The organism is Actinoplanes sp. NPDC051861, from assembly GCF_040681145.1.
Classification (GTDB): Bacteria; Actinomycetota; Actinomycetes; order Mycobacteriales; family Micromonosporaceae; genus Actinoplanes.
In genome coordinates this window covers 316448-336049 of the sequence record NZ_JBFAYE010000006.1, presented here as the reverse complement: position 1 = coordinate 336049, position 19602 = coordinate 316448, and the positions used below count along the sequence as shown (strand labels likewise).

The following is a 19602-nucleotide window of genomic DNA, read 5'->3' as shown; positions in this document are numbered from 1 at the left end:
CGGGACGAGCCGGGGCAAGCCGGAGCGGAGCGAGCCGGGGCAGGCCAGAGCGGGGCGAGGCAGGGCGGGGCGAGGCGGGGGCGAGGCGGGGCGACGCAGGAACAGGAAGCGCGGCGGCTCAGTGCGCCAAACAACTAACCCGCTCAGTCCGCAGATCGATCTCCACAACATCAGGAAACCGCAACTCCGACCAGAACCCCGCCGGATCAGGATCAAGCTGATACCTGCTCGCCATCCACACCGTAGGAGCGAGCCCATGCGTACCGATCACCAGAGTGCGCCCGCGCCCCGCAGCCTCCGCCGCATGCCGGACCACCGCCGCGTCGAAGCGCGACACCACCTCCGACTGCGGTTCCCACCCCTCCGGGCAGACCCCGCCCGCATACGCGAGCGCCGCCGCGTGGTACTCCTCCTCGTGCGAGAACCACACATGCGGCCGATGAACCTCGACCAGATCCGCGTCGGTCACGACCCGCTGCGCGCCGGCGATCTCCTGCATCGTCTGCGCGGCCTTCGGCTCCGTGCTGGAGACGTAGTAGGCCGGATGGCTGACGTGCAGCCGCAGCAGCCGGGCGGCGACCCGGCTGTCCCACGCGAGGGGCCACCGATCCGACGGCACCTCCGGATCGACCTTCGGCATCGCGTGCCGGACGATGATCACCCGTTCACCCTGAACAGCCGTCATCGCCGAAGAGTAGCCGCCAGAACCACCCTGAACTCTCATGCGAACAAACACGCAAACGGCAACCAGACGGATCATGCCGAGGTCACAGAGTTTTGGAATGACCCAAAAAAGTGACCGGCGCTCCCCCAGGAGGGAACGCCGGTCACATGAAACAGCCTAGGAAGCGGCGTTCTTCAGGTCCTGCGCGCGGTCCGTGCTCTCCCAGCGGAGATCCGGCAGCTCACGGCCGAAGTGACCATAGGCGGCGGTCTGCTGGTAGATCGGCCGCAGCAGGTCCAGGTCGCGGATGATCGCGGCCGGCCGCAGGTCGAACACCTCGTTGATCGCCTTCTCGATCCGCTCGACCGGGACGTTCTCGGTGCCGAACGTCTCGACGAACAGCGACACCGGGTGCGCCTTGCCGATCGCGTAGGCAACCTGGGTCTCGCAGCGCTCGGCGAGGCCCGCGGCGACCACGTTCTTGGCGACCCAGCGCATCGCGTACGCCGCGGAGCGGTCCACCTTGGACGGGTCCTTGCCGGAGAAGGCGCCGCCGCCGTGGCGGGCGTAGCCACCGTAGGTGTCCACGATGATCTTGCGGCCGGTCAGGCCGGCGTCGCCCATCGGGCCGCCGATCTCGAAGCGGCCGGTCGGGTTCACCAGCAGGCGGTAGCCCTCGGTGTCCAGGCCGAGGCCCTCCAGCTCGGGCGCGATGACGTGCTCGCGGACGTCCGGGGTCAGCAGCGACTCCAGGGAGATGTCCGCGGCGTGCTGCGACGAGACGACGACCGTGTCGAGGCGGACGGGGCGCAGACCGTCGTACTCGATCGTGACCTGGGTCTTGCCGTCCGGACGCAGGTAGGGGATGGTGCCGTCCTTGCGGGCGGCGGACAGCCGGCGGGCCAGCCGGTGCGCGAGCGCGATCGGCAGCGGCATCAGCTCGGGCGTCTCCGAGCAGGCGAAGCCGAACATCATGCCCTGGTCGCCGGCGCCCTGCGCGTCCAGGACGTGCTCGCTGTCACCGGAACGCAGCTCGATGGCGCTGTCGACGCCCTGCGCGATGTCCGGCGACTGCGAGCCGATGGAGACGCTCACGCCGCAGGAGGCGCCGTCGAAGCCCTTCTTCGACGAGTCGTAACCGATGCGCAGGATGGTGTCGCGCACGATGCTCGGGATGTCGGCGTACGCCTGGGTGGTGACCTCACCCGCCACGTGCACCTGGCCGGTGGTGATCAGGGTCTCCACCGCGACGCGGCTGCGCGGGTCCTGCGCCAGCAGGGCGTCGAGAATGCCGTCGCTGATCTGGTCAGCGATCTTGTCCGGGTGGCCTTCCGTGACCGACTCGGAGGTGAACAGGCGGCGTGCCACGGTGCTCCTCAGATTTGTCGAATACAACGTAACGCGGAAGTGTAGTCAGCCCTGCCGGGCGTCACGGACCTGGGCATCCAGCCGTGCCACGACGTGGTCGAATATCCTATCCGCCACATCGCCTTTCGGCAGTTCGCCGAGAGCCTCGGTGGCACCGTCGGCGCCCAGCAGCGTGACCGTGTTCCGATCCTGGCCGAACACCAGGTCCGGACCCACCTCGTTAACGACGATCAGGTCTGCACGTTTCCTCACCAGCTTGGCACGTGCGTGTTCAAGAGCGTCGTGAGTCTCGGCCGCGAATGCAACCAGCACCTGACCGGGGCGCTTGCCCGCGCCCAGTTCAGCGGCGATGTCCGGGTTCGTGCTCAGCACGATCGGAGAGGGCTTCCCGTCGTCGGTCTTCTTGATCTTCTGCGTCGCGACGGCCTCGGGCCGGAAGTCCGCCGGCGCCGCCGCCATCACCACCACGTCCGCCGAAGCGGCCGCCTCCACCGTGGCTTTTCGCAGCTCCTCGGTGGTGCCGACACGGATCAGGTCGGCTCCGGCCGGGTCGGGCAACGCGACGTTCGCGGCGATCAGCGTCACTCGCGCGCCCCGGGCCAGCGCCGATTTCGCCAGCGCGTAGCCCTGCTTGCCGGACGACCGGTTTCCGAGGAATCGCACCGGATCGAGCGGCTCCCGCGTCCCACCCGCCGTCACCACCACATGGCGGCCATCAAGATCAAGATCAAGATCAACACCCCTTCGATGTACGCGTAGAGCGAACTCGAAGATGGCGGAGGGATCCGGCAGACGGCCCTTCCCGGTGTCCGTACCGGTGAGCCGGCCCACCGCGGGCTCGATCACGATCGCCCCGCGTGCCCGCAGCGTCGCCACGTTCGCCCTCGTCGCCGGGTTCTCCCACATCTCGGTGTGCATCGCCGGCGCGTACACGATCGGGCACGTGGCCGTGAGCAGCGTGTTCGTCAGCAGGTCGTCCGCGATCCCGTGCGCCGCCTTGGCCAGCAGGTCCGCCGTCGCCGGCGCCACCACGACCAGCTCCGCCGCCCGCCCGATCGCCACGTGCGGCACCTCGTGCACGTCCTCCCACACCTCGGTGACCACCGGCCGCCCGCTGAGCGCCGCCCACGTCGGCTCCCCCACGAACTTCAGCGCCGACGCCGTCGGCACCACCCGCACCCCGTGCCCCGACTCGGTGAACAGCCGCAGCAACTCACAGGCCTTGTAAGCGGCGATCCCCCCGCCGACCCCAAGAACAACCTCGGCCACGAACACCCTCCGTAACGGATCGACCCCAGATAACAATTGGTCCCGCGCCCATTATCTGGGACGCGGGACCAAGAGTGCGTAGCGCGATGGTGAGAGGCGGTCACGCTCAGCGACCGCAGCCGTCTTACGGGTTGTCGGTCGCCTCGGCGGTCAGCAGGCCCGCGTTGATCTCGCGCATCGCGATGGAGAGAGGCTTCTCCTGCGGCGTGGTCTCAACCAGGGGACCGACGTACTCGAGGAGGCCCTCACCGAGCTGGCTGTAGTAGGCGTTGACCTGGCGGGCGCGCTTGGCCGCGAAGATCACCAGCGAGTACTTCGACGAGGTCTTGTCGAGCAGCTCGTCGATAGGCGGGTTGGTGATGCCTTCGGGGTTCGCGATGGTTCCCACTGTGGTGAAATCCTTAATGATCGTGAGCTTGGGCCGGCGTCAAATATGACGAACCGAGCAAGCCTACCAGTTCGTCCGCCGCACGCTCGACGAAGTCGTTCACGACGGTGACGTCGAACTCGGCCTCAGCAGCCATTTCTTCGTCCGCGTGGTGCAGGCGGCGGGCGATCGTCTCCTCGTCGTCGGTGCCCCGGCCGATGAGACGGCGCTTGAGCTCCTCGACGCTGGGCGGGGCCAGGAACACCAGCTGCGCGTCCGCCATCGCCGCACGGACCTGCCTGGCGCCCTGAAGGTCGATCTTCAGCAAAACGGGCCGGCCCTGTTGGAGCCAGCCCTCGACCTGTGCCCGCGGCGTCCCGTAGAGGTTGCCCGCGAATTCCGCCCACTCCAGCAGCTGCCCGCCGTCGATCAGGCGCTGGAACTCGGACCGGGTCACGAAGTGGTAATGCTCTCCGTCGGTCTCGTAGTCCCGTTTCTTACGGGTCGTCACCGACACGGACAGCCTGATCCAAGGCGAGCGCGCCCGGATCAGCTCGATCACGCTGTCCTTCCCGACCCCTGAGGGGCCGGACAGGACGGTGAGTCGGGCTGCCGGGCGCGCGTCGTCATCCATGCTCACGGCTCATTCCTACACGAGCCGGTGAGTCAGTTCGCAGCGAACTCCCCCAGGAGGGCCTTCCGCTGCTGGTCGCCGAGACCCCGGAGCCGGCGGCTCTCGGCGATCTTCAGCTTCTCCATGATCTGCGTCGCGCGGATCTTGCCGATGCCCGGCAGCGCCTGAAGCACGGCCGAGACCTTCAGCTTGCCGACGACCTCGTCCCCCTCCGCGCGGTCGAGCACGGCGGCGAGGGTGGTCTTCCCGGACTTGAGCTGTTCCTTGAGCTCAGCCCGAGCCTTGCGAACTTCCGCGGCCTTCTCCAGCGCAGCTTGGCGCTGTTCGGGGCTCAGTGACGGGAGCGGCACCAGTTCTCCTCAGGTCCCTATCGCGCTGGTAGCAATACCGGCGCTTTGTGAAACGTGGTGTGCCAGGGAACCAAAGGGGCATGTGGTTCCCGGCGCCCGGAAAACTAGCGGTCAACGGCGGTTTCGGCAACGTCGGGGTACCCCCGCACCCGCGCCGGTAACCAGGCCGTTTCACCCGAGGGCGGCTCGGCAGTCGTCCAGAACGCGGCTCGTCGCGGCCCGCAGAGCAGCGATTTCGGGGCCCGCGGCGAGGACCTCGCGTGAGTACGAGGGCAACACGTTCCGCAGGCTTTCGCCGAAGACCGCGCGCAGGTCGGCGGGGGTGGCGCCCTGCGCTCCGAGGCCCGGCGAGAGCAGCGGTCCGTTGATCTTGGAGAGGTCGTGGCCGGTCTCGCCGATCGTCGCGCCGACGACCAGGCCGAGGCTGCCGATCGGCCGCGCACCCGCGTTGACCTGCGAAATCTCGTCTACAACCGTTTGCGCCACGGTTTTTCCGGACGCCGTGACGGCGTGCTGGACGGACGGCCCCTCGGGGTTCGAGGTCAACGCGAGGACGAAGACTCCGCCCCCGTGAGCGGCCGCCTGGTCGAACGCCGGCTGCAGAGAGCCGACCCCGAGATAGGGACTCACAGTAATCGCGTCGGCACGCAGAGAACTCGCCGGATCCAGATATGCGGACGCGTACGCGGCCATCGTCGAGCCGATGTCGCCACGTTTCACATCGAGAAGGACAAGAGCGCCGGCCTCTCGCGACTGTCGGATAGTTGACTCAAGAATAGCGATGCCACGTGACCCAAATCTCTCAAAAAACGCGGACTGCGGCTTCAGAACAGCCACCCGATCGGCCAGCGCGTCGACCACCGTACGGGCGAAGCGTTCCAGGCCGGCGAGGTCGTCGGAGAGGCCCCATCGGGCGAGGAGCGAGGCGTGCGGGTCGATGCCCACACAGAGCGGCCCGCGGTCCGCCACGGCCGCGGAAAGGCGTTCGCCGAAGGTCTCCATGAAGATTTCCCTCTTCCGTGTCAGCTAGCCGCCACCGCGGCGGCGATTCCCGCGGTAATGCGGGCCAGGTCGTCGTCGTCCGCCACGAAGGGCGGCATCGTGTAGATCAGGTCCCGGAACGGGCGCAGCCAGACCCCTTCGGCGACAGCGGCCGCGGTCGCCTTCGGCAGATCCACGTCGTGGTCCATCTGGACGACACCGATCGCGCCGAGAACACGCACGTCCGCGACACCTCGCTCGGCGCGGAGCGGTTCCAGGCCGTCTTTCAGACGGCTTTCCATGAGGGGTACGCGAGAAGCCCACCCCCCGTCGGCGAGGAGCCCGAGTGAGGCGTTCGCCACGGCACAGGCGAGCGGGTTGCCCATGAAGGTCGGGCCGTGCGCCAGGCCGCCACCGTCACCGGCCGAGATCGCCGACGCCACCTCCGCGGTGCACAGCGTCGCCGCCAGCGTCAGGTATCCCCCGGTCAGCGCCTTGCCGAGGCACATGATGTCCGGGCTGATCCCGGCGTGCTCGGCCGCGAAGAACCGCCCGGTCCGCCCGAACCCGGTGGCGATCTCGTCGAGGATCAGGAAGATCCCGTGCGCGGCCGTCGCCTCCCGCAGGACCCGCAGGTACTCCGGATGGTGGAACCGCATCCCGCCCGCGCCCTGTACCACCGGCTCGACGATCACCGCGGCCAGCTCGTCCGCGTGCCGCTCGATCATCGTGGTCAGCTCGGTGGCGTACGCCTCGTCGAACTCGGCCGGTGGCGGCCCGGCGAAGACCTGTGCGGGCAGCACACCGGTCCAGAGCGCGTGCATGCCGCCCACCGGGTCGCAGACGCTCATCGGGTGGAACGTGTCGCCGTGATATCCGCCACGCCAGGTCCCGAGCCGCTGCCGGCCGGGCCGTCCGAGGGCCCGCTGCGCCTGCAGCGCCATCTTGATCGCCACCTCGACGCCGACCGAGCCGGAGTCGCAGAGGAAGACGTGCTCCAGGCCGGGCGGGGTGAGCTCGACCAGGGTGGCGGCGAGCGTGATCGCCGGTTCGTGGGTGAGCCCGCCGAACATCACGTGGCTCATCCGCCCGGCCTGCTCGGCCAGGGCCGCGTCGAGGACCGGGTGCCGGTACCCGTGGATCGCCGCCCACCACGACGACATCCCGTCCACCACCTCGAGGCCGCCGGCCAGCCGCAGCCGCACCCCCTCGGCGCTCTCCACCAGGTACGGCTCGCTGCGGCCGGGCATCGGCCCGTAGGGATGCCAGACGTGCGCCCGGTCGAGCGCCAGCAGATCGCGCTCGACCGGGCTCACCGGGCGCGGTGGGAACGGATCGGGCGGGCGCTGCGGGCGACCGACCGCACGAGATCCGGGCCCCGGTAGATGAAGCCGCTGTAGAGCTGCACCAGCGAGGCGCCCGCGTCGAGCAGTCGTTTCGCGTCGTCAGCCGACATGACGCCGCCGACCCCGATGATCGGGAGGCGCCCGCCGGTCTGGTCGTGCACGAACTTGACCACCTGCCGGGACCGCTCGGTGAGCGGCTTGCCGGACAGGCCGCCGGCCTCGGCGGCCAGGTGCTGGTCGGACTCGGCGAGACCGTCCCGGGCGAGGGTGGTGTTGGTGGCGATCAGGCCGGCCGCGCCGTGCTCCAGGCAGACCTCCAGGAGGTCGGCGATGGCCGGCTCGGTCAGGTCCGGGGCGATCTTCACGAGCACCGGCACCGGGCCGCTCAGCGCCTTCAGGAGCGCCGCGATCGAGTCCCGGTCCTGCAGGGTGCGCAGGCCCGGCGTGTTCGGCGAGGAGACGTTCACCGCGATGTAGTCGGCGTACGGGTGCAGCAGCCGGTACGACGTCAGGTAGTCGTCGACGGCGTCCTCGAGCGGGGTGACCTTGGACTTGCCGAGGGAGACGCCCAGCGGGACCGGCAGCGGGCCGAGGGCGGCCAGTCGCTCGGCCAGAGCCGCGGCGCCCTCGTTGTTGAAGCCCATCCGGTTGATGATCGCCTCGCTGTCCCGGAGCCGGAACAGCCGCGGGCGGTCGTTGCCGGGCTGCGGCTTGGCGGTGACCGTGCCGACCTCGACGAAGCCGAACCCCAGCGCGGGCCACGCGGGCAGCGCGACCCCGTTCTTGTCCATGCCCGCCGCCAGACCGACCCGGTTCGGGAACCGGACGCCGAACACCTCCACCGGCGCGGAGAAGGCGTACCGGCGGCGCAGCGCGGCCAGGGCCGGCGTGGGCAGCGCGGCGAGCCGCTTCAGCGTCCACTCGTGGGCGTGCTCGGCGTCCCCGCCGCCCAGCCGGAACAGCACCGGCCGGACGGCGTCGCTGAACAGGTTCACTCGTTGCCCCGCAGAGCCTTGTGCAGGTCCTGCAGAGGCCGGACGGTCATGTCACCGCGCATCAGGGCCTCGATGCCCATCACGGCGGCGGCGGCACCCGGGACCGTGGTGATGCTCGGGACGTCGGCGGTGACGGCGGCGCTGCGGATCTCGTACCCGTCGAGGCGGGCGCTCGCGCCCGAGCCCTGCGGGGTGTTGATGATCAGCGAGATCTCGCCGGCCAGGATCAGCTCGACCGCGTTCTTCCTGCTCGGATCCTCGTAGTGCTTCGGGACGACCTCGCAGTCGATGCCGTACCGCCGCAGCACCTCGCCCGTGCCGGCCGTGGTGACGATCGTGAAGCCCAGGTCCGCGAGCCGCTTCACCGGGAAGATCATCGACCGCTTGTCCCGGTTGGCCACCGAGACGAAGACCTTGCCGCTGGTCGGCAGCGAGCCGTACGCGGCGGCCTGCGACTTGGCGAACGCCTGCCCGTAGCCCGCGTCGATGCCCATCACCTCGCCGGTCGACTTCATCTCCGGGCTGAGCAGGCTGTCGACGTTCTTGCCGGAGAGGGTGCGGAACCGCTTGAACGGCAGCACCGCCTCCTTGATCGCGATCGGCGCGTTGGCCGGCGTGGTGCCGCCGTCGCCGGTGGGCAGCAGCATGCCCTCGGCGCGCAGCTCCGCGATCGTGGCGCCCAGCATGATCCGGGCGGCCGCCTTGGCGAGCGGCACCGCGGTCGCCTTGGAGACGAACGGCACGGTCCGCGACGCCCGAGGGTTCGCCTCCAGCACGTAGAGGGTCTCGTCCTTGAGCGCGTACTGGACGTTGAGCAGGCCCCGCACCCCGACACCGCGGGCGATCGCCTCGGTGTAGCGGCGCACCTCGGCCAGGTGCGGCGCGGCCAGGTTGATCGGCGGCAGCGAGCAGGCCGAGTCGCCGGAGTGGATGCCGGCCTCCTCGATGTGCTCCATGACGCCGCCCAGGTAGACCTCGCCGTCCGCGTCGCAGAGCGCGTCCACGTCGATCTCGATGGCGTCGTCGAGGAACCGGTCGACCAGCACCGGGTGGTCCGGCGAGATCTCGGTGGCCCGCTCGATGTAGCCCTTGAGCGTCGGCTCGTCGTAGACGATCTCCATGCCCCGGCCGCCCAGCACGTACGACGGGCGGACCAGCACCGGGTAGCCGATCGCGTCGGCGATCGCTTTGGCGCCCTCGAAGCTCGTGGCGGTGCCGTGGTCGGGCGCGCGCAGCCCCGCCTCGTTCAGGACCGCGCCGAACAGCCCGCGGTCCTCGGCCAGGTCGATCGACTCGGGCGAGGTGCCGACGATCGGCACACCCGCCGCCTTGAGGCGGTCGGCCAGGCCGAGCGGCGTCTGCCCGCCCAGCTGGACGATCACGCCGATCACACCGGGGCCGCCGGCGGCCTTCCCGGAGCTGTCCTCGGCGTGGAACACCTCGAGGACGTCCTCGAAGGTGAGCGGCTCGAAGTAGAGCCGGTCAGCGGTGTCGTAGTCGGTGGAGACCGTCTCCGGGTTGCAGTTGACCATGACGGTCTCGTAGTCGGCCGCACGCAGCGCCTGGACCGCGTGCACACACGAGTAGTCGAACTCGATGCCCTGCCCGATCCGGTTCGGCCCCGAGCCCAGGATGAGCACCTTGGGCCGGTCGCTCGGCGCCACCTCGGTCTCCTCGTCGTACGACGAGTAGTGGTACGGGGTGTTCGCCTCGAACTCGGCGGCGCACGTGTCCACGGTCTTGTACACGGGGCGGATGCCGAGGCGGTGGCGCAGCGCGCGTACCCCCGCCTCGCCCGAAAGCTCGGGGCGCAGCACCGCGAGTTGCCGGTCGGAGAGCCCCGACCGCTTGGCCCGGCGCAGCAGTTCCTCGTCGAGAACCGGGGAGTCCAGGATCTCGGTGCGCAGGTCCACCAGGGCCTGGATCTCGTCGAGGAACCACGGGTCGATCCGCCCGCTGGCCTCGTGCACCTGCTCGACCGTCGCGCCGAGCCGCAGCGCCGCCTCGACCGTGTAGAGCCGGCCGTCGTGCGGTACGCGCAGCGCCTCCAGAGCCTCGTCCACGGTCTCGAACGTCGGCGCGGTCCAGAACCCGGCGGCCTTGGTCTCCATCGAGCGCATGGCCTTGTTGAGCGCCTCGGCGAAGTTGCGGCCCAGGCTCATCGCCTCGCCGACCGACTTCATCGTGGTGGTGAGCTCCTTGTCCGCGCCCGGGAACTTCTCGAACGCGAACCGCGGGATCTTGACGACCACGTAGTCGAGGGCCGGCTCGAAGGCGGCCGGCGTCTTGAGCGTGATGTCGTTGGGGATCTCGTCGAGGGTGTAGCCGATGGCCAGCTTCGCGGCGATCTTGGCGATCGGGAAGCCGGTGGCCTTCGACGCCAGCGCCGAGGACCGGGAGACCCGCGGGTTCATCTCGATGACGATGAGACGGCCGTTGTCCGGGTTGATCGCGAACTGGATGTTGCAGCCGCCGGTGTCCACGCCGACCTCGCGCAGCACCGCGATGCCCAGGTCGCGCAGCCGCTGGTACTCGCGGTCGGTCAGGGTCATGGCCGGTGCCACGGTGACGCTGTCGCCGGTGTGCACGCCCATCGGGTCGACGTTCTCGATCGAGCAGACGACCACGACGTTGTCGTGCTTGTCGCGCATCAGCTCGAGCTCGTACTCCTTCCAGCCGAGCACGCTCTCCTCGATGAGCACCTCGTGCACCGGGGAGGCGGCCAGGCCGGCGCCGGCGATCCGCTCCAGGTCCTCGGGCGTGTGCGCCATGCCGGAGCCGAGGCCGCCCATGGTGAACGAGGGCCGGATGACGACCGGCAGCCCGATCTCGGCGACCGTGTCGTTGACCTCGTCCATCGAGTGGCAGACCCGCGAGCGCGGGGTCTCGCCGCCGGCCTTGGCGACGATTTCCTTGAAGAGCTGCCGGTCCTCGCCCTTGCGGATGGCGTCGACGTTGGCGCCGATCAGCTCGACGCCGTACTTCTCCAGCACGCCGTTCTCGTGCAGCGCGATCGCGGTGTTCAGCGCGGTCTGGCCGCCCAGCGTGGGCAGGATCGCGTCCGGGCGCTCCTTGGCGATGACCAGCTCGACGAACTCGGGGGTGATCGGCTCGACGTAGGTGGCGTCGGCGAACTCCGGGTCGGTCATGATCGTGGCCGGGTTGGAGTTGACCAGGGAGACCCGGATGCCCTCCGCGCGCAGCACCCGGCAGGCCTGGGTGCCGGAGTAGTCGAACTCGCAGGCCTGTCCGATGACGATCGGGCCGGACCCGATCACCATGACGTGTTTGAGGTCTTCACGCTTCGGCATGTGGGTCAGCCCTTCTTTTCCACGAGCTCTACGAAGCGGTCGAACAGGTAGTCCGCGTCGTGCGGGCCGGCGGCGGCCTCGGGGTGGTACTGGACGGTGAACGCGGGCACGTCGATGCCCCGCAGGCCCTCGACCACGTTGTCGTTGAGGCAGACATGGGAGACCTCGACACCGCCGAAGTCGGTGTCGATCACGGTGTTCAGCGGGGCGTCCACGGCGAAACCGTGGTTGTGGCTGGTGACCTCGACCTTGCCGGTGGTCCTGTCGAGCACCGGCTGGTTGATGCCGCGGTGGCCGTACCCGAGCTTGTAGGTCCCGAAGCCGAGCGCCCGGCCGAGGATCTGGCTGCCGAAGCAGATGCCGAACAGCGGCACCTCGCGGCGCATCACCTCGCGGGCCAGGTTCACCGGGCCGTCGGCGGTGGCCGGGTCGCCGGGGCCGGGCGAGAAGAACACCGCGTCCGGGCTGACCTTGAGCAGGTCGTCGATGCTCGACGAGGCCGGGAAGATGTGCGTGGTGACGCCGCGCTCGGCGAGCCGGCGGGCCACGTTGCGCTTGATGCCCAGGTCGAGGGCGGCCACGGTGTAGCGGTGCTGTCCCACGGCCTCGACGGTGTAGACCGCCTTCGTGGTGACCTCGGCGGAGAGGTCGGCGCCGAGCATCTGCGGCGCGGTGCGCACCCGCTCCAGCAGCGACTGCGGGTCCAGATCGAGGCTCGACACGCCGACCCGCATGGCGCCCCGCTCGCGCAGGTGCCGGGTCAGCGCGCGGGTGTCGATCCCGCTGATGCCGACCACGCCCTCGGCGGACAGGCGCTCGCCCAGGTCACCGGTGGAGCGCCAGTTCGAGGGGCGGCGGGCCGGGTCGCGGACGACGTAACCGGCCACCCACATCCGGTCCGACTCGTCGTCCTCGTCGTTGACGCCGGTGTTGCCGATCTGCGGTGCGGTCTGCACCACGACCTGCCGGTGGTACGACGGGTCGGTCAGCGTCTCCTGGTATCCGGTCATGCCGGTGGTGAACACCGCCTCGCCGAACGTCTCCCCGGTTGCGCCGTAGGAAGCGCCGGTGAAGGTCCGGCCGTCCTCCAGAACAAGGATCGCTTTCGAGCTCACTTGACAGCCTTCCCGTCCAGAACCGTCGGTTCTCCCCGCAGGAAGGTCGCCACGATGCGACCGGGCAGGGTCATACCCGCGTACGGCGTGTTGCGGCTGCGGCTCGCCAGCTCGGCCGGGTCCACGACCCGCCGGGCGGACGGGTCCACCAGCGTCAGGTTGGCCGGCGAACCGGCCGTCAGCTCGCCACCGTGACTGTCGAGCCCGGCGATGCGGGCCGGTGCGATCGACATCCGGTCGGCGATCAGGTCCCAGTTCTCACCGAAGACGCTGAGCACGATCGGCAGCGCGGTCTCCAGTCCCAGCATGCCGGGCCGGGCGTACGACCACTCGCATTCCTTGTCCTGGACCGCGTGCGGGGCGTGATCGGTGGCGACCACGTCGATGACGCCGTCCAGCAGAGCCTGGCGGAGGGCTTCGACGTCGGCTCGCGTACGCAATGGGGGGTTGACCTTGAAAACCGGGTCGTAACCCGCCGCGAGCTCGTCGGTGAGCAGGAGATGATGCGGGGTCACCTCGGCGGTCACCCGGACGCCGCGGGCCTTCGCCTGGCGCAGCACCTCGACCGAACCGGCGGTGGACACGTGGCAGACGTGCAGGCGGCTGCCGACGTGCTCGGCGAGCAGCACGTCCCGGGCGATGATCGCCTCCTCGGCCACCGCGGGCCAGCCGGTCAGACCGAGCCGGGTGCTGACCTCGCCCTCGTGCATCTGCGCGCCCTCGGTGAGCCGCGGCTCCTCGGCGTGCTGGGCGATGACACCGTCGAACGCCTTCACGTACTCCAGGGCGCGGCGCATCAGCTTCGGGTCGGCCACACAGAACCCGTCGTCGGAGAAGATCCGCACGTTGGCCGCGGAGGTCGCCATCGCGCCCAGCTCGGCCATCTGCTTGCCGGCCAGGCCGACCGTGACCGCGCCGATCGGCTGGACGTCGACCAGGCCGGCCTCGCGACCCAGGCGCCAGACCTGCTCGACCACGCCTGCCGTGTCGGCGACCGGTGAGGTGTTCGCCATCGCGCAGACCGCGGTGTATCCGCCCAGCGCAGCGGCCCGTGAACCGGTCTCGACCGTCTCGGCGTCCTCGCGGCCGGGCTCGCGCAGGTGGGTGTGCACGTCCACGAGTCCGGGCAGAGCGACCAGTCCGGCGGCGTCGATCACTTCGGCCTGGTTGTCCGGCTCATCGGAAATAATGCCGTCTTTGATGAAAAGGTCGGTCGGCTGGGCGCCGAGGATCGAGACGCCCTTGAGCAGGTACGCCATCACTTGCCTCCCAAAAGCAGGTAGAGGACGGCCATCCGGACGCTGACGCCGTTGGCGACCTGTTCGACGATGGTGGAGCGGGGTGAGTCGGCCACCTCGGGAGCGATCTCCATGCCCCGGTTCATCGGGCCGGGGTGCATGACGATCGCGTGCTCCGGGAGCCTCCGCATGCGCTGCATGTCGAGGCCGTACCGGCGGCTGTACTCGCGGGCGGACGGGAAGTAGGAGTCCTGCATGCGCTCGGTCTGCACGCGCAGCATCATCACCACGTCGCTGTCCGGCAGCACCGCGTCCAGGTCGTAGGAGACCTGGGTCTTCTCGGACAGAGCGGCCGCGACGTCGAGCGGGATCAGCGTGGGCGGGCCCACGAGCGTCACGTGGGCGCCGAGCGTGGTCAGCAGCAGAACGTTCGAGCGGGCGACCCGGCTGTGCAGGACGTCGCCCACGATCGCGACGCGCAGGCCGTCGAGGCGGCCCAGGCGGGAGCGCATCGTGAACGCGTCGAGCAGCGCCTGCGTGGGGTGCTCGTGGGTGCCGTCGCCGGCGTTGACGACCGAGCCGTCCACCCACCCGGCCAGCCGGTGCGGCGCGCCGCTGGCCGAGTGACGGATCACCACGGCGTCGGCGCCCATGGCCTGCAGGGTCAGCGCGGTGTCCTTCAGGCTCTCGCCCTTGGACACGCTGGAACCCTTGGCCGAGAAGTTGATGACGTCGGCGGAGAGGCGCTTGGCGGCGGCCTCGAAAGAGATTCGGGTACGCGTGGAGTCCTCGTAGAAGAGGTTGACCACAGTGCGGCCGCGCAGCGCGGGAAGCTTCTTGACCTCGCGGCCGGACAGCGACGCCATCTCCTCGGCGGTGTCGAGGATCAGCGTGGCCGTGGCGGCGTCCAGGTCCGCGGCCGAGCGCAGGTGCTTGATCACCGGAGTCCTCCGATCAGCTTGACCTCGTCGGCGCCGTCCACCTCGGTGAGCGCCACCTTGACGCTCTCGCTGAGCGCGGTCGGGATGTTCTTGCCGACGTAGTCGGCGCGGATCGGCAGCTGCCGGTGGCCCCTGTCGACCAGGACCGCGAGCTGGACCGAACTGGGCCGGCCGACGTCGTTGAGTGCGTCGAGGGCGGCCCGCACGGACCGGCCGGAGAAGAGCACGTCGTCGACGAGGATGACCCGCAGGCCGTCGATGCCGCCGCTGGGCATCTCGGTCTTGCCGAGCGCGCGGGTGGCACGCATCCGCAGGTCGTCGCGGTAGAGCGTGATGTCGAGGGAACCCACCGGCACCTCGACGCCCTCGAAGGCGCGGATCCGGGCGGCGAGGCGGTGCGCGAGCGGGACGCCCCGGGTCGGGATGCCGAGCAGCACGGTGCCGGTGGCGCCCGAGGTCTTCTCGAGAATTTGATGAGCGATGCGGTCGACGACCCGATGCAGGTCGGAATCCGCCAAAATGATCTTGCTGGGCGCGTCTGCGCGTGGCTGTGCCACGGCGGACCTCCTTCCCCGCCTCACGGGACGGGTCGTTAAAGGACGTCTTTCCGGCCGACCCCGCGAGGGGCCGACCGTATGGCTGACGCTACGTTACCAGTGGACGCGGCGTTGACCATCGTGACGTGCCTGACCCGAAACGGCCCGGAGGCAGGGAACTTTGGTACGGGCTCGACGACTCATCGGTAACCAGCACTTGACCGGCGGTCGCAAACTCCGTACCGTCACGCAGCGTAGCGATCCGTGGGGAAAGAACCCTCACGGGCCGGAACAGTACCGGGAGTGTCCGTATGCCGTCTGAGTACGCGAAGTCGCTGGGCGCTCGTCTGCGCTCCATCCGCCAGCAGCAGGGCCTGTCCCTGCAGGGTGTCGAAGAGAAGTCCAACGGCCGCTGGAAGGCGGTCGTGGTCGGCTCGTACGAGCGCGGTGACCGCGCGGTCACCGTGTCGCGCCTTGCCGAGCTGGCCGACTTCTACCGTGTGCCCGTCTCCGAGCTGCTGCCCGACGGCAGTGGCATCCGCCTGGAGGCGACCAACAAGATCGTGCTGGACCTCGAGAAGCTGTACGACACCACGGGCGAGGACCTCGCTTACGTGGCGCGGTACGCGCGAGCCATCCAGCAGCAACGCGGCGACTACAACGGCCGCGTCCTCTCCATCCGCGCTGACGACCTGCGCGCGCTCGCCATCGTCTACGACATCTCGCCGTCCGGCCTCATCGAGCGCCTGACCGAGCAGGGTGTCCTGGTCGCCGACCCGCGCGCGTTCTTCGCCAGCTGAATTTCGCACCAAACGTAACGCCCCCCGTAAGCCCGCGTCGCCCCCCGGCGCGGGCTTTCGTGTGCCCGTGAACCTTTCCCGCCCCGCTGTCGTATCCCGGGGCAAGATCGGCCAACTGCCCGAGCCGACAACGCCGAGTGACCGGAGTCGCCTCCTCGGCCGTCGCTCTGCGTCGTCCCCAGCCCTGCCACGGCCGTGACCGATGCAGGTGTCCCGGCGGGGCCCTGCGGCCTTGACCCCGCGCTCACATCGCGTTTAGCCACGGGTATGGGTGTTCGCTTTTGCCGGCGCGTAGCGCGTACCGGAAAAGCGAAACGGCCCGGACCAAAAACGGTCCGGACCGTTCAGAACGATCAGCGGGTGGCGAAAGCCGCGATCCGATCCAGCAAGCCGTTCAGGAAGCGCGGGCTGTCATCCGTGGACATCTCGCGCGCCAGCTCGACCGCTTCCGTGATCGCCACCGGGTCGTCGATCTCCGGCTCGTAGAGGAGCTCGTAGACGGCGATGCGGGCCAGATTGCGGTCGACGACGGGCATGCGGTCGATGGTCCAGCCCTCGGCGTAGCTCGCGATCAGCTCGTCGACGCGGTCCAGGTGCTTGCCGACGCCCTCGATGAGGGTGACCGCGTAGGTCAGGTGCTCGGGGTGCGGCTTGGCGATCCGGTCCAGGTAGGTGACCAGCACCTGGCTCGGCGGCAGGTCACGCATGTCGGCCTCGAAGAGGACGTCCAGCGCTCGCTTGCGGGCCTTGCGACGCGCGAGCCGTTCCTTCTTGGGACCTTCGGCCATCAGCTGCGGCCGAGGTAGCGGCCGTCGCGGGTGTCGACCTTGATCTTCTCGCCGGTGGTGATGAAGAGCGGGACCTGGACGGTGGCGCCGGTCTCGACGGTGGCGGGCTTGGTGCCGCCGGTGGAGCGGTCGCCCTGCAGGCCCGGCTCGGTGTAGGTGACCTCGAGGAACACGCTGGTCGGCAGCTCGATGTAGAGCGGGACGCCCTCGTGCAGCGCGACGGTGGCCTCGGCCTCGGCGAGCAGGTAGTTGGCGTTCTCGCCGACGGTGCCGCCCTGCACGTGGATCTGGTCGTAGGTGTCCAGGTCCATGAAGACGAAGTCCTCGCCGTCCTGGTACAGGTACTGCATCGTCCGCTTGTCGACGGTCGCGGTCTCGACCTTGGTGCCGGCGTTGAAGGTCTTGTCCACGACCTTGCCGGACAGCACGTGCTTCAGCGTGGTGCGCACGAACGCCGGCCCCTTGCCCGGCTTGACGTGCTGGAATTCGACGACGGCCCACAGCTCACCGTCGAGGTTGAGCACCAGGCCGTTCTTGAGGTCGTTCGTGGAAGCCATGTCCTGCCTAAATCTTCGCGTGTCGGTGACCGAACGAGTCTACCGGCGGGCGGGTGTGCGGAGCGAATCGGCCCTACCTGGCGATGTGCTCCAGGGCCAGGCGATACCCGTCGAAGCCGAGCCCCGCGATCACCCCGGTCGCCACGGCGGAAATCACCGAATGGTGGCGAAATTCCTCTCGGGTGTGAATGTTCGAGATGTGCACCTCGACCAGTTTGCCGCGCAGCATCGCGCAGGCGTCCCGGACCGCGTAGTTGTAGTGGGTCCAGGCGCCCGGGTTGAGCACCACGTCGGCGCCCTCGTCGGCGGCCTGGTAGAGCCACTCCAGCATCTGGTGCTCGGCGTTGGTCTGGCGCACCTCGACGGTCAGCCCGAGGTCCTCGGCGACGGTCTGGCACATCTCGACCAGGTCCTTGTATGTCGCCGAGCCGTAGATCCCCGGCTCACGCAGGCCGAGGCGGCCGAGGTTCGGCCCGTTCAGCACGTAGATCATCGGGCCACCGCCCGGTAGGCCTCGCGCAGCATGTCCTCGTCCGGTCCGGTGAGGATGCCCGGCTTCGCCAGGCCATCGAGAACCACGAAACGCAACGTCGCTGCCCGGGCCTTCTTGTCGACGCGCATGGCGGGCAGGAGATCGGTCCAGGCATTTTTATCGTACGCCGTGGGCAGCCGGAGTTTTTCCAGGATCGACCTGTGCCGGTCGGCGGTGGCGCCGTCCAGCCGCCCGGTGAGGCGCCCCAGCTCGGCCGCGAAGACGAGCCCCACCGAGATCGCATGCCCGTGCTTCCACGTGTACTTCTCGCGCCGCTCGATCGCGTGCCCGAGCGTGTGCCCGTAGTTGAGGATCTCCCGCAGCCCGGACTCCTTGAGGTCGACGCCCACCACGTGCGCCTTCACCCGGATCTTGCGTTCCACCAGCTCGCGCAACACGTCGCCGCGCGGGTCCCGGGCCGCGTCCGGGTCGGCCTCGATCAGCTCCAGGATCCGCGGGTCGGCGATGAACCCGCCCTTGACCACCTCGGCCAGCCCGGCGCCGATGTCCTCGGCCGGCAGCGTCTCCAGGGCGTCCAGGTCGCAGATCACACCGGACGGCGGGTGGAACGCGCCGACCAGGTTCTTGCCGGCGGCGATGTTGACGGCCGTCTTGCCGCCCACCGCCGCGTCCACCATGCCGGCCACCGACGTGGCGACCGGGATCCAGCGGACCCCGCGCAGCCAGGCCGCGGCGACATAACCGGCCAGGTCGGTGGTCGCTCCGCCACCGACACCCACCACCACATCGGTACGCGTGAAGCCGGCCGCGCCGAGCTCGTCCCAGCAGCGGGCGGCCACCTCGATCGACTTGCCGCGCTCGGCGTCGGGCACCTCGATCGGCACCACCGTCGCGGCACCGGACGCCTTCGCGACCGCCTCGGCGCGCTCGCGCAGCGGTGCCGGGTAGAGCACGGCGACCCGCGCCGCACCGTCGAGAAGGCCGGGCAGCTCCCCGTCGAGGCCGCGGCCGACGATCACGTCATACGGACGGTCGCCCGCCACCGGAATCCGTGTAACCACGGCGGTCACCCTATCGGCTCGCCCTTGGGGTTATATACAGATAACCCCGGACGGGTTACAAACTTTCCATGCCGAAAATCAACGTGTACCTCCCCGACGACCTGGCCGACGCCGTCCGCGACACCGGGCTGCCGGTCTCCCCGATCTGCCAGCGAGCCCTGGACCAGGCGGTACGCCGGATCACCACGATCCGCCAGGCCGTCCTCGACGAACTCGACCCGGCCTGGCTCGCCGAGCGGCTGCCCAGCTTCACCGCGCGGCTGGTCACCGTGCTGACGCTGGCGGTGCGGCGCGCCCAGGAGAACGGCGCCGGCTCGGTCACCACCGGCGACCTGCTGCACGGCATGCTCGCCGAAGGCCAGAACCTGGGCCTGCAGGTCCTCACCGCGATGGACGTCGCCCCGTCGTCGCTGACCGCACCGTCGGGGGCCGAGCCCGCGGGTGTCGAGGGCGGACTGCGTTTCAGCTCGGCCGCCGCGCTGGCCCTCGAACTCAGCGTCGGGGAGGCGATCGGGTTCGGCCACAACTACGTCGGCTGCGAACACCTGCTCGTCGGCCTGGCCGCCGAACCCGACGGCACCGCCGGCGACCTGCTCCGCTCCCGCGCCGTCGACGGCAAGGCCGCCAGGCGTACGGTCGCGGCCGCCCTGGCCGGCTACGCCCACCTGCAGGCAACCACCGGCGGCACCCAGGCACCAGCCCTACTGAACGCCGTCCGCGCCGAACTGGCACCCCTGATCCAGCGCATCGAGCGACTGGAAAGCCGCCTGAACTGATCGATACATTCG

At 69.7% G+C, this 19602-nt stretch carries 20 protein-coding genes; 2 read left to right on the top strand and 18 right to left on the bottom strand.

Annotation, left to right across the window (positions count from 1 at the left end):
- Positions 1 to 118 precede the first annotated feature (118 nt).
- From AB0M02_RS20265 to pyrR, 14 genes are all read right to left on the bottom strand, one after another.
- Complete coding sequence (locus AB0M02_RS20265; protein WP_364228813.1) at positions 119 to 685, bottom strand: histidine phosphatase family protein; 567 nt, start codon at positions 683 to 685, stop codon at positions 119 to 121.
- 156 nt (positions 686 to 841) lie between these two features.
- Positions 842 to 2032, bottom strand: a complete 1191-nt coding sequence (gene metK / locus AB0M02_RS20260; RefSeq protein ID WP_364228811.1) for a methionine adenosyltransferase — start codon at positions 2030 to 2032, stop codon at positions 842 to 844.
- Between the two features lie 45 nt (positions 2033 to 2077).
- Positions 2078 to 3301, bottom strand: a complete 1224-nt coding sequence (coaBC, locus tag AB0M02_RS20255; RefSeq protein WP_364228809.1) for a bifunctional phosphopantothenoylcysteine decarboxylase/phosphopantothenate--cysteine ligase CoaBC — start codon at positions 3299 to 3301, stop codon at positions 2078 to 2080.
- A gap of 124 nt (positions 3302 to 3425) precedes the next feature.
- Positions 3426 to 3689, bottom strand: coding sequence for a DNA-directed RNA polymerase subunit omega (gene rpoZ, locus AB0M02_RS20250; protein WP_015623990.1), 264 nt, complete (start codon positions 3687 to 3689; stop codon positions 3426 to 3428).
- 13 nt (positions 3690 to 3702) lie between these two features.
- The gene (gene gmk, locus AB0M02_RS20245) at positions 3703 to 4302 is read right to left on the bottom strand and encodes a guanylate kinase (protein WP_364228807.1); all 600 of its coding nucleotides are present in this window, start codon (positions 4300 to 4302) and stop codon (positions 3703 to 3705) included.
- A gap of 32 nt (positions 4303 to 4334) precedes the next feature.
- Entirely contained in the window at positions 4335 to 4652 is a 318-nt protein-coding gene (gene mihF / locus AB0M02_RS20240) for an integration host factor, actinobacterial type (RefSeq protein WP_111654488.1), read from the bottom strand.
- Positions 4653 to 4823: 171 nt separating this feature from the next.
- Positions 4824 to 5654 carry an orotidine-5'-phosphate decarboxylase gene (gene pyrF / locus AB0M02_RS20235; protein ID WP_364228806.1) on the bottom strand — a complete coding sequence of 277 codons (831 nt, stop codon included), beginning with the start codon at positions 5652 to 5654 and terminating at the stop codon, positions 4824 to 4826.
- Between the two features lie 20 nt (positions 5655 to 5674).
- Positions 5675 to 6949, bottom strand: a complete 1275-nt coding sequence (locus AB0M02_RS20230; RefSeq protein WP_364228804.1) for an adenosylmethionine--8-amino-7-oxononanoate transaminase — start codon at positions 6947 to 6949, stop codon at positions 5675 to 5677.
- Positions 6946 to 7974, bottom strand: a complete 1029-nt coding sequence (locus tag AB0M02_RS20225; protein WP_364228802.1) for a quinone-dependent dihydroorotate dehydrogenase — start codon at positions 7972 to 7974, stop codon at positions 6946 to 6948. The genes AB0M02_RS20230 and AB0M02_RS20225 overlap by 4 nt, the downstream gene beginning before the upstream one ends.
- Complete coding sequence (gene carB, locus AB0M02_RS20220; protein ID WP_364228800.1) at positions 7971 to 11285, bottom strand: carbamoyl-phosphate synthase large subunit; 3315 nt, start codon at positions 11283 to 11285, stop codon at positions 7971 to 7973. The genes AB0M02_RS20225 and carB overlap by 4 nt, the downstream gene beginning before the upstream one ends.
- Before the next feature lie 5 nt (positions 11286 to 11290).
- Positions 11291 to 12400, bottom strand: coding sequence for a glutamine-hydrolyzing carbamoyl-phosphate synthase small subunit (gene carA / locus AB0M02_RS20215; RefSeq protein ID WP_364228799.1), 1110 nt, complete (start codon positions 12398 to 12400; stop codon positions 11291 to 11293).
- The gene (locus AB0M02_RS20210; RefSeq protein ID WP_364228798.1) at positions 12397 to 13662 is read right to left on the bottom strand and encodes a dihydroorotase; all 1266 of its coding nucleotides are present in this window, start codon (positions 13660 to 13662) and stop codon (positions 12397 to 12399) included. Before AB0M02_RS20210 ends, carA begins: the two co-directional genes overlap by 4 nt.
- Positions 13659 to 14579, bottom strand: coding sequence for an aspartate carbamoyltransferase catalytic subunit (locus tag AB0M02_RS20205; protein ID WP_364228796.1), 921 nt, complete (start codon positions 14577 to 14579; stop codon positions 13659 to 13661). The genes AB0M02_RS20210 and AB0M02_RS20205 overlap by 4 nt, the downstream gene beginning before the upstream one ends.
- Entirely contained in the window at positions 14576 to 15136 is a 561-nt protein-coding gene (gene pyrR / locus AB0M02_RS20200; protein WP_364228794.1) for a bifunctional pyr operon transcriptional regulator/uracil phosphoribosyltransferase PyrR, read from the bottom strand. Before pyrR ends, AB0M02_RS20205 begins: the two co-directional genes overlap by 4 nt.
- Positions 15137 to 15426: 290 nt before the next feature.
- On the opposite strand from pyrR, the gene AB0M02_RS20195 reads away from it, so the two are divergent.
- Positions 15427 to 15915, top strand: a complete 489-nt coding sequence (locus tag AB0M02_RS20195) for a transcriptional regulator (RefSeq protein WP_014446326.1) — start codon at positions 15427 to 15429, stop codon at positions 15913 to 15915.
- A 353-nt stretch (positions 15916 to 16268) separates the two neighbouring features.
- On the opposite strand, the gene nusB is transcribed toward AB0M02_RS20195, so the two are convergent.
- The 4 genes from nusB to aroB form a co-directional block, all read right to left on the bottom strand.
- On the bottom strand, positions 16269 to 16703 hold the full coding sequence (nusB, locus tag AB0M02_RS20190) for a transcription antitermination factor NusB (protein ID WP_364228792.1): 435 nt from the start codon (positions 16701 to 16703) through the stop codon (positions 16269 to 16271).
- Positions 16703 to 17260: an elongation factor P gene (gene efp / locus AB0M02_RS20185; protein WP_364228791.1), complete on the bottom strand. Its 558-nt coding sequence runs from the start codon at positions 17258 to 17260 to the stop codon at positions 16703 to 16705. The genes nusB and efp overlap by 1 nt, the downstream gene beginning before the upstream one ends.
- Before the next feature lie 73 nt (positions 17261 to 17333).
- Entirely contained in the window at positions 17334 to 17753 is a 420-nt protein-coding gene (aroQ, locus tag AB0M02_RS20180; protein ID WP_364228789.1) for a type II 3-dehydroquinate dehydratase, read from the bottom strand.
- Entirely contained in the window at positions 17750 to 18823 is a 1074-nt protein-coding gene (gene aroB, locus AB0M02_RS20175) for a 3-dehydroquinate synthase (RefSeq protein ID WP_364228787.1), read from the bottom strand. Before aroB ends, aroQ begins: the two co-directional genes overlap by 4 nt.
- A gap of 59 nt (positions 18824 to 18882) precedes the next feature.
- Here aroB and AB0M02_RS20170 point away from each other — a divergent pair, with 59 nt between their 5' ends.
- Complete coding sequence (locus AB0M02_RS20170) at positions 18883 to 19590, top strand: Clp protease N-terminal domain-containing protein (RefSeq protein WP_364228785.1); 708 nt, start codon at positions 18883 to 18885, stop codon at positions 19588 to 19590.
- Positions 19591 to 19602: the final 12 nt, after the last annotated feature.

What these genes read in the sequence shown, in the direction of transcription:
- efp (WP_364228791.1), bottom strand. Translation starts at nt 17,260, where the DNA reads ATGGCTTCCACGAACGACCTCAAGAACGGCCTGGTGCTCAACCTCGAC.
- AB0M02_RS20195 (WP_014446326.1), top strand. Translation starts at nt 15,427, where the DNA reads ATGCCGTCTGAGTACGCGAAGTCGCTGGGCGCTCGTCTGCGCTCCATC.
- nusB (WP_364228792.1), bottom strand. Translation starts at nt 16,703, where the DNA reads ATGGCCGAAGGTCCCAAGAAGGAACGGCTCGCGCGTCGCAAGGCCCGC.
- aroQ (WP_364228789.1), bottom strand. Translation starts at nt 17,753, where the DNA reads ATGATCTACGTGCTGAACGGGCCGAACCTCGGCCGCCTCGGCCTGCGT.
- AB0M02_RS20170 (WP_364228785.1), top strand. Translation starts at nt 18,883, where the DNA reads ATGCCGAAAATCAACGTGTACCTCCCCGACGACCTGGCCGACGCCGTC.
- AB0M02_RS20265 (WP_364228813.1), bottom strand. Translation starts at nt 685, where the DNA reads ATGACGGCTGTTCAGGGTGAACGGGTGATCATCGTCCGGCACGCGATG.
- carB (WP_364228800.1), bottom strand. Translation starts at nt 11,285, where the DNA reads ATGCCGAAGCGTGAAGACCTCAAACACGTCATGGTGATCGGGTCCGGC.
- gmk (WP_364228807.1), bottom strand. Translation starts at nt 4,302, where the DNA reads ATGGATGACGACGCGCGCCCGGCAGCCCGACTCACCGTCCTGTCCGGC.
- pyrF (WP_364228806.1), bottom strand. Translation starts at nt 5,654, where the DNA reads ATGGAGACCTTCGGCGAACGCCTTTCCGCGGCCGTGGCGGACCGCGGG.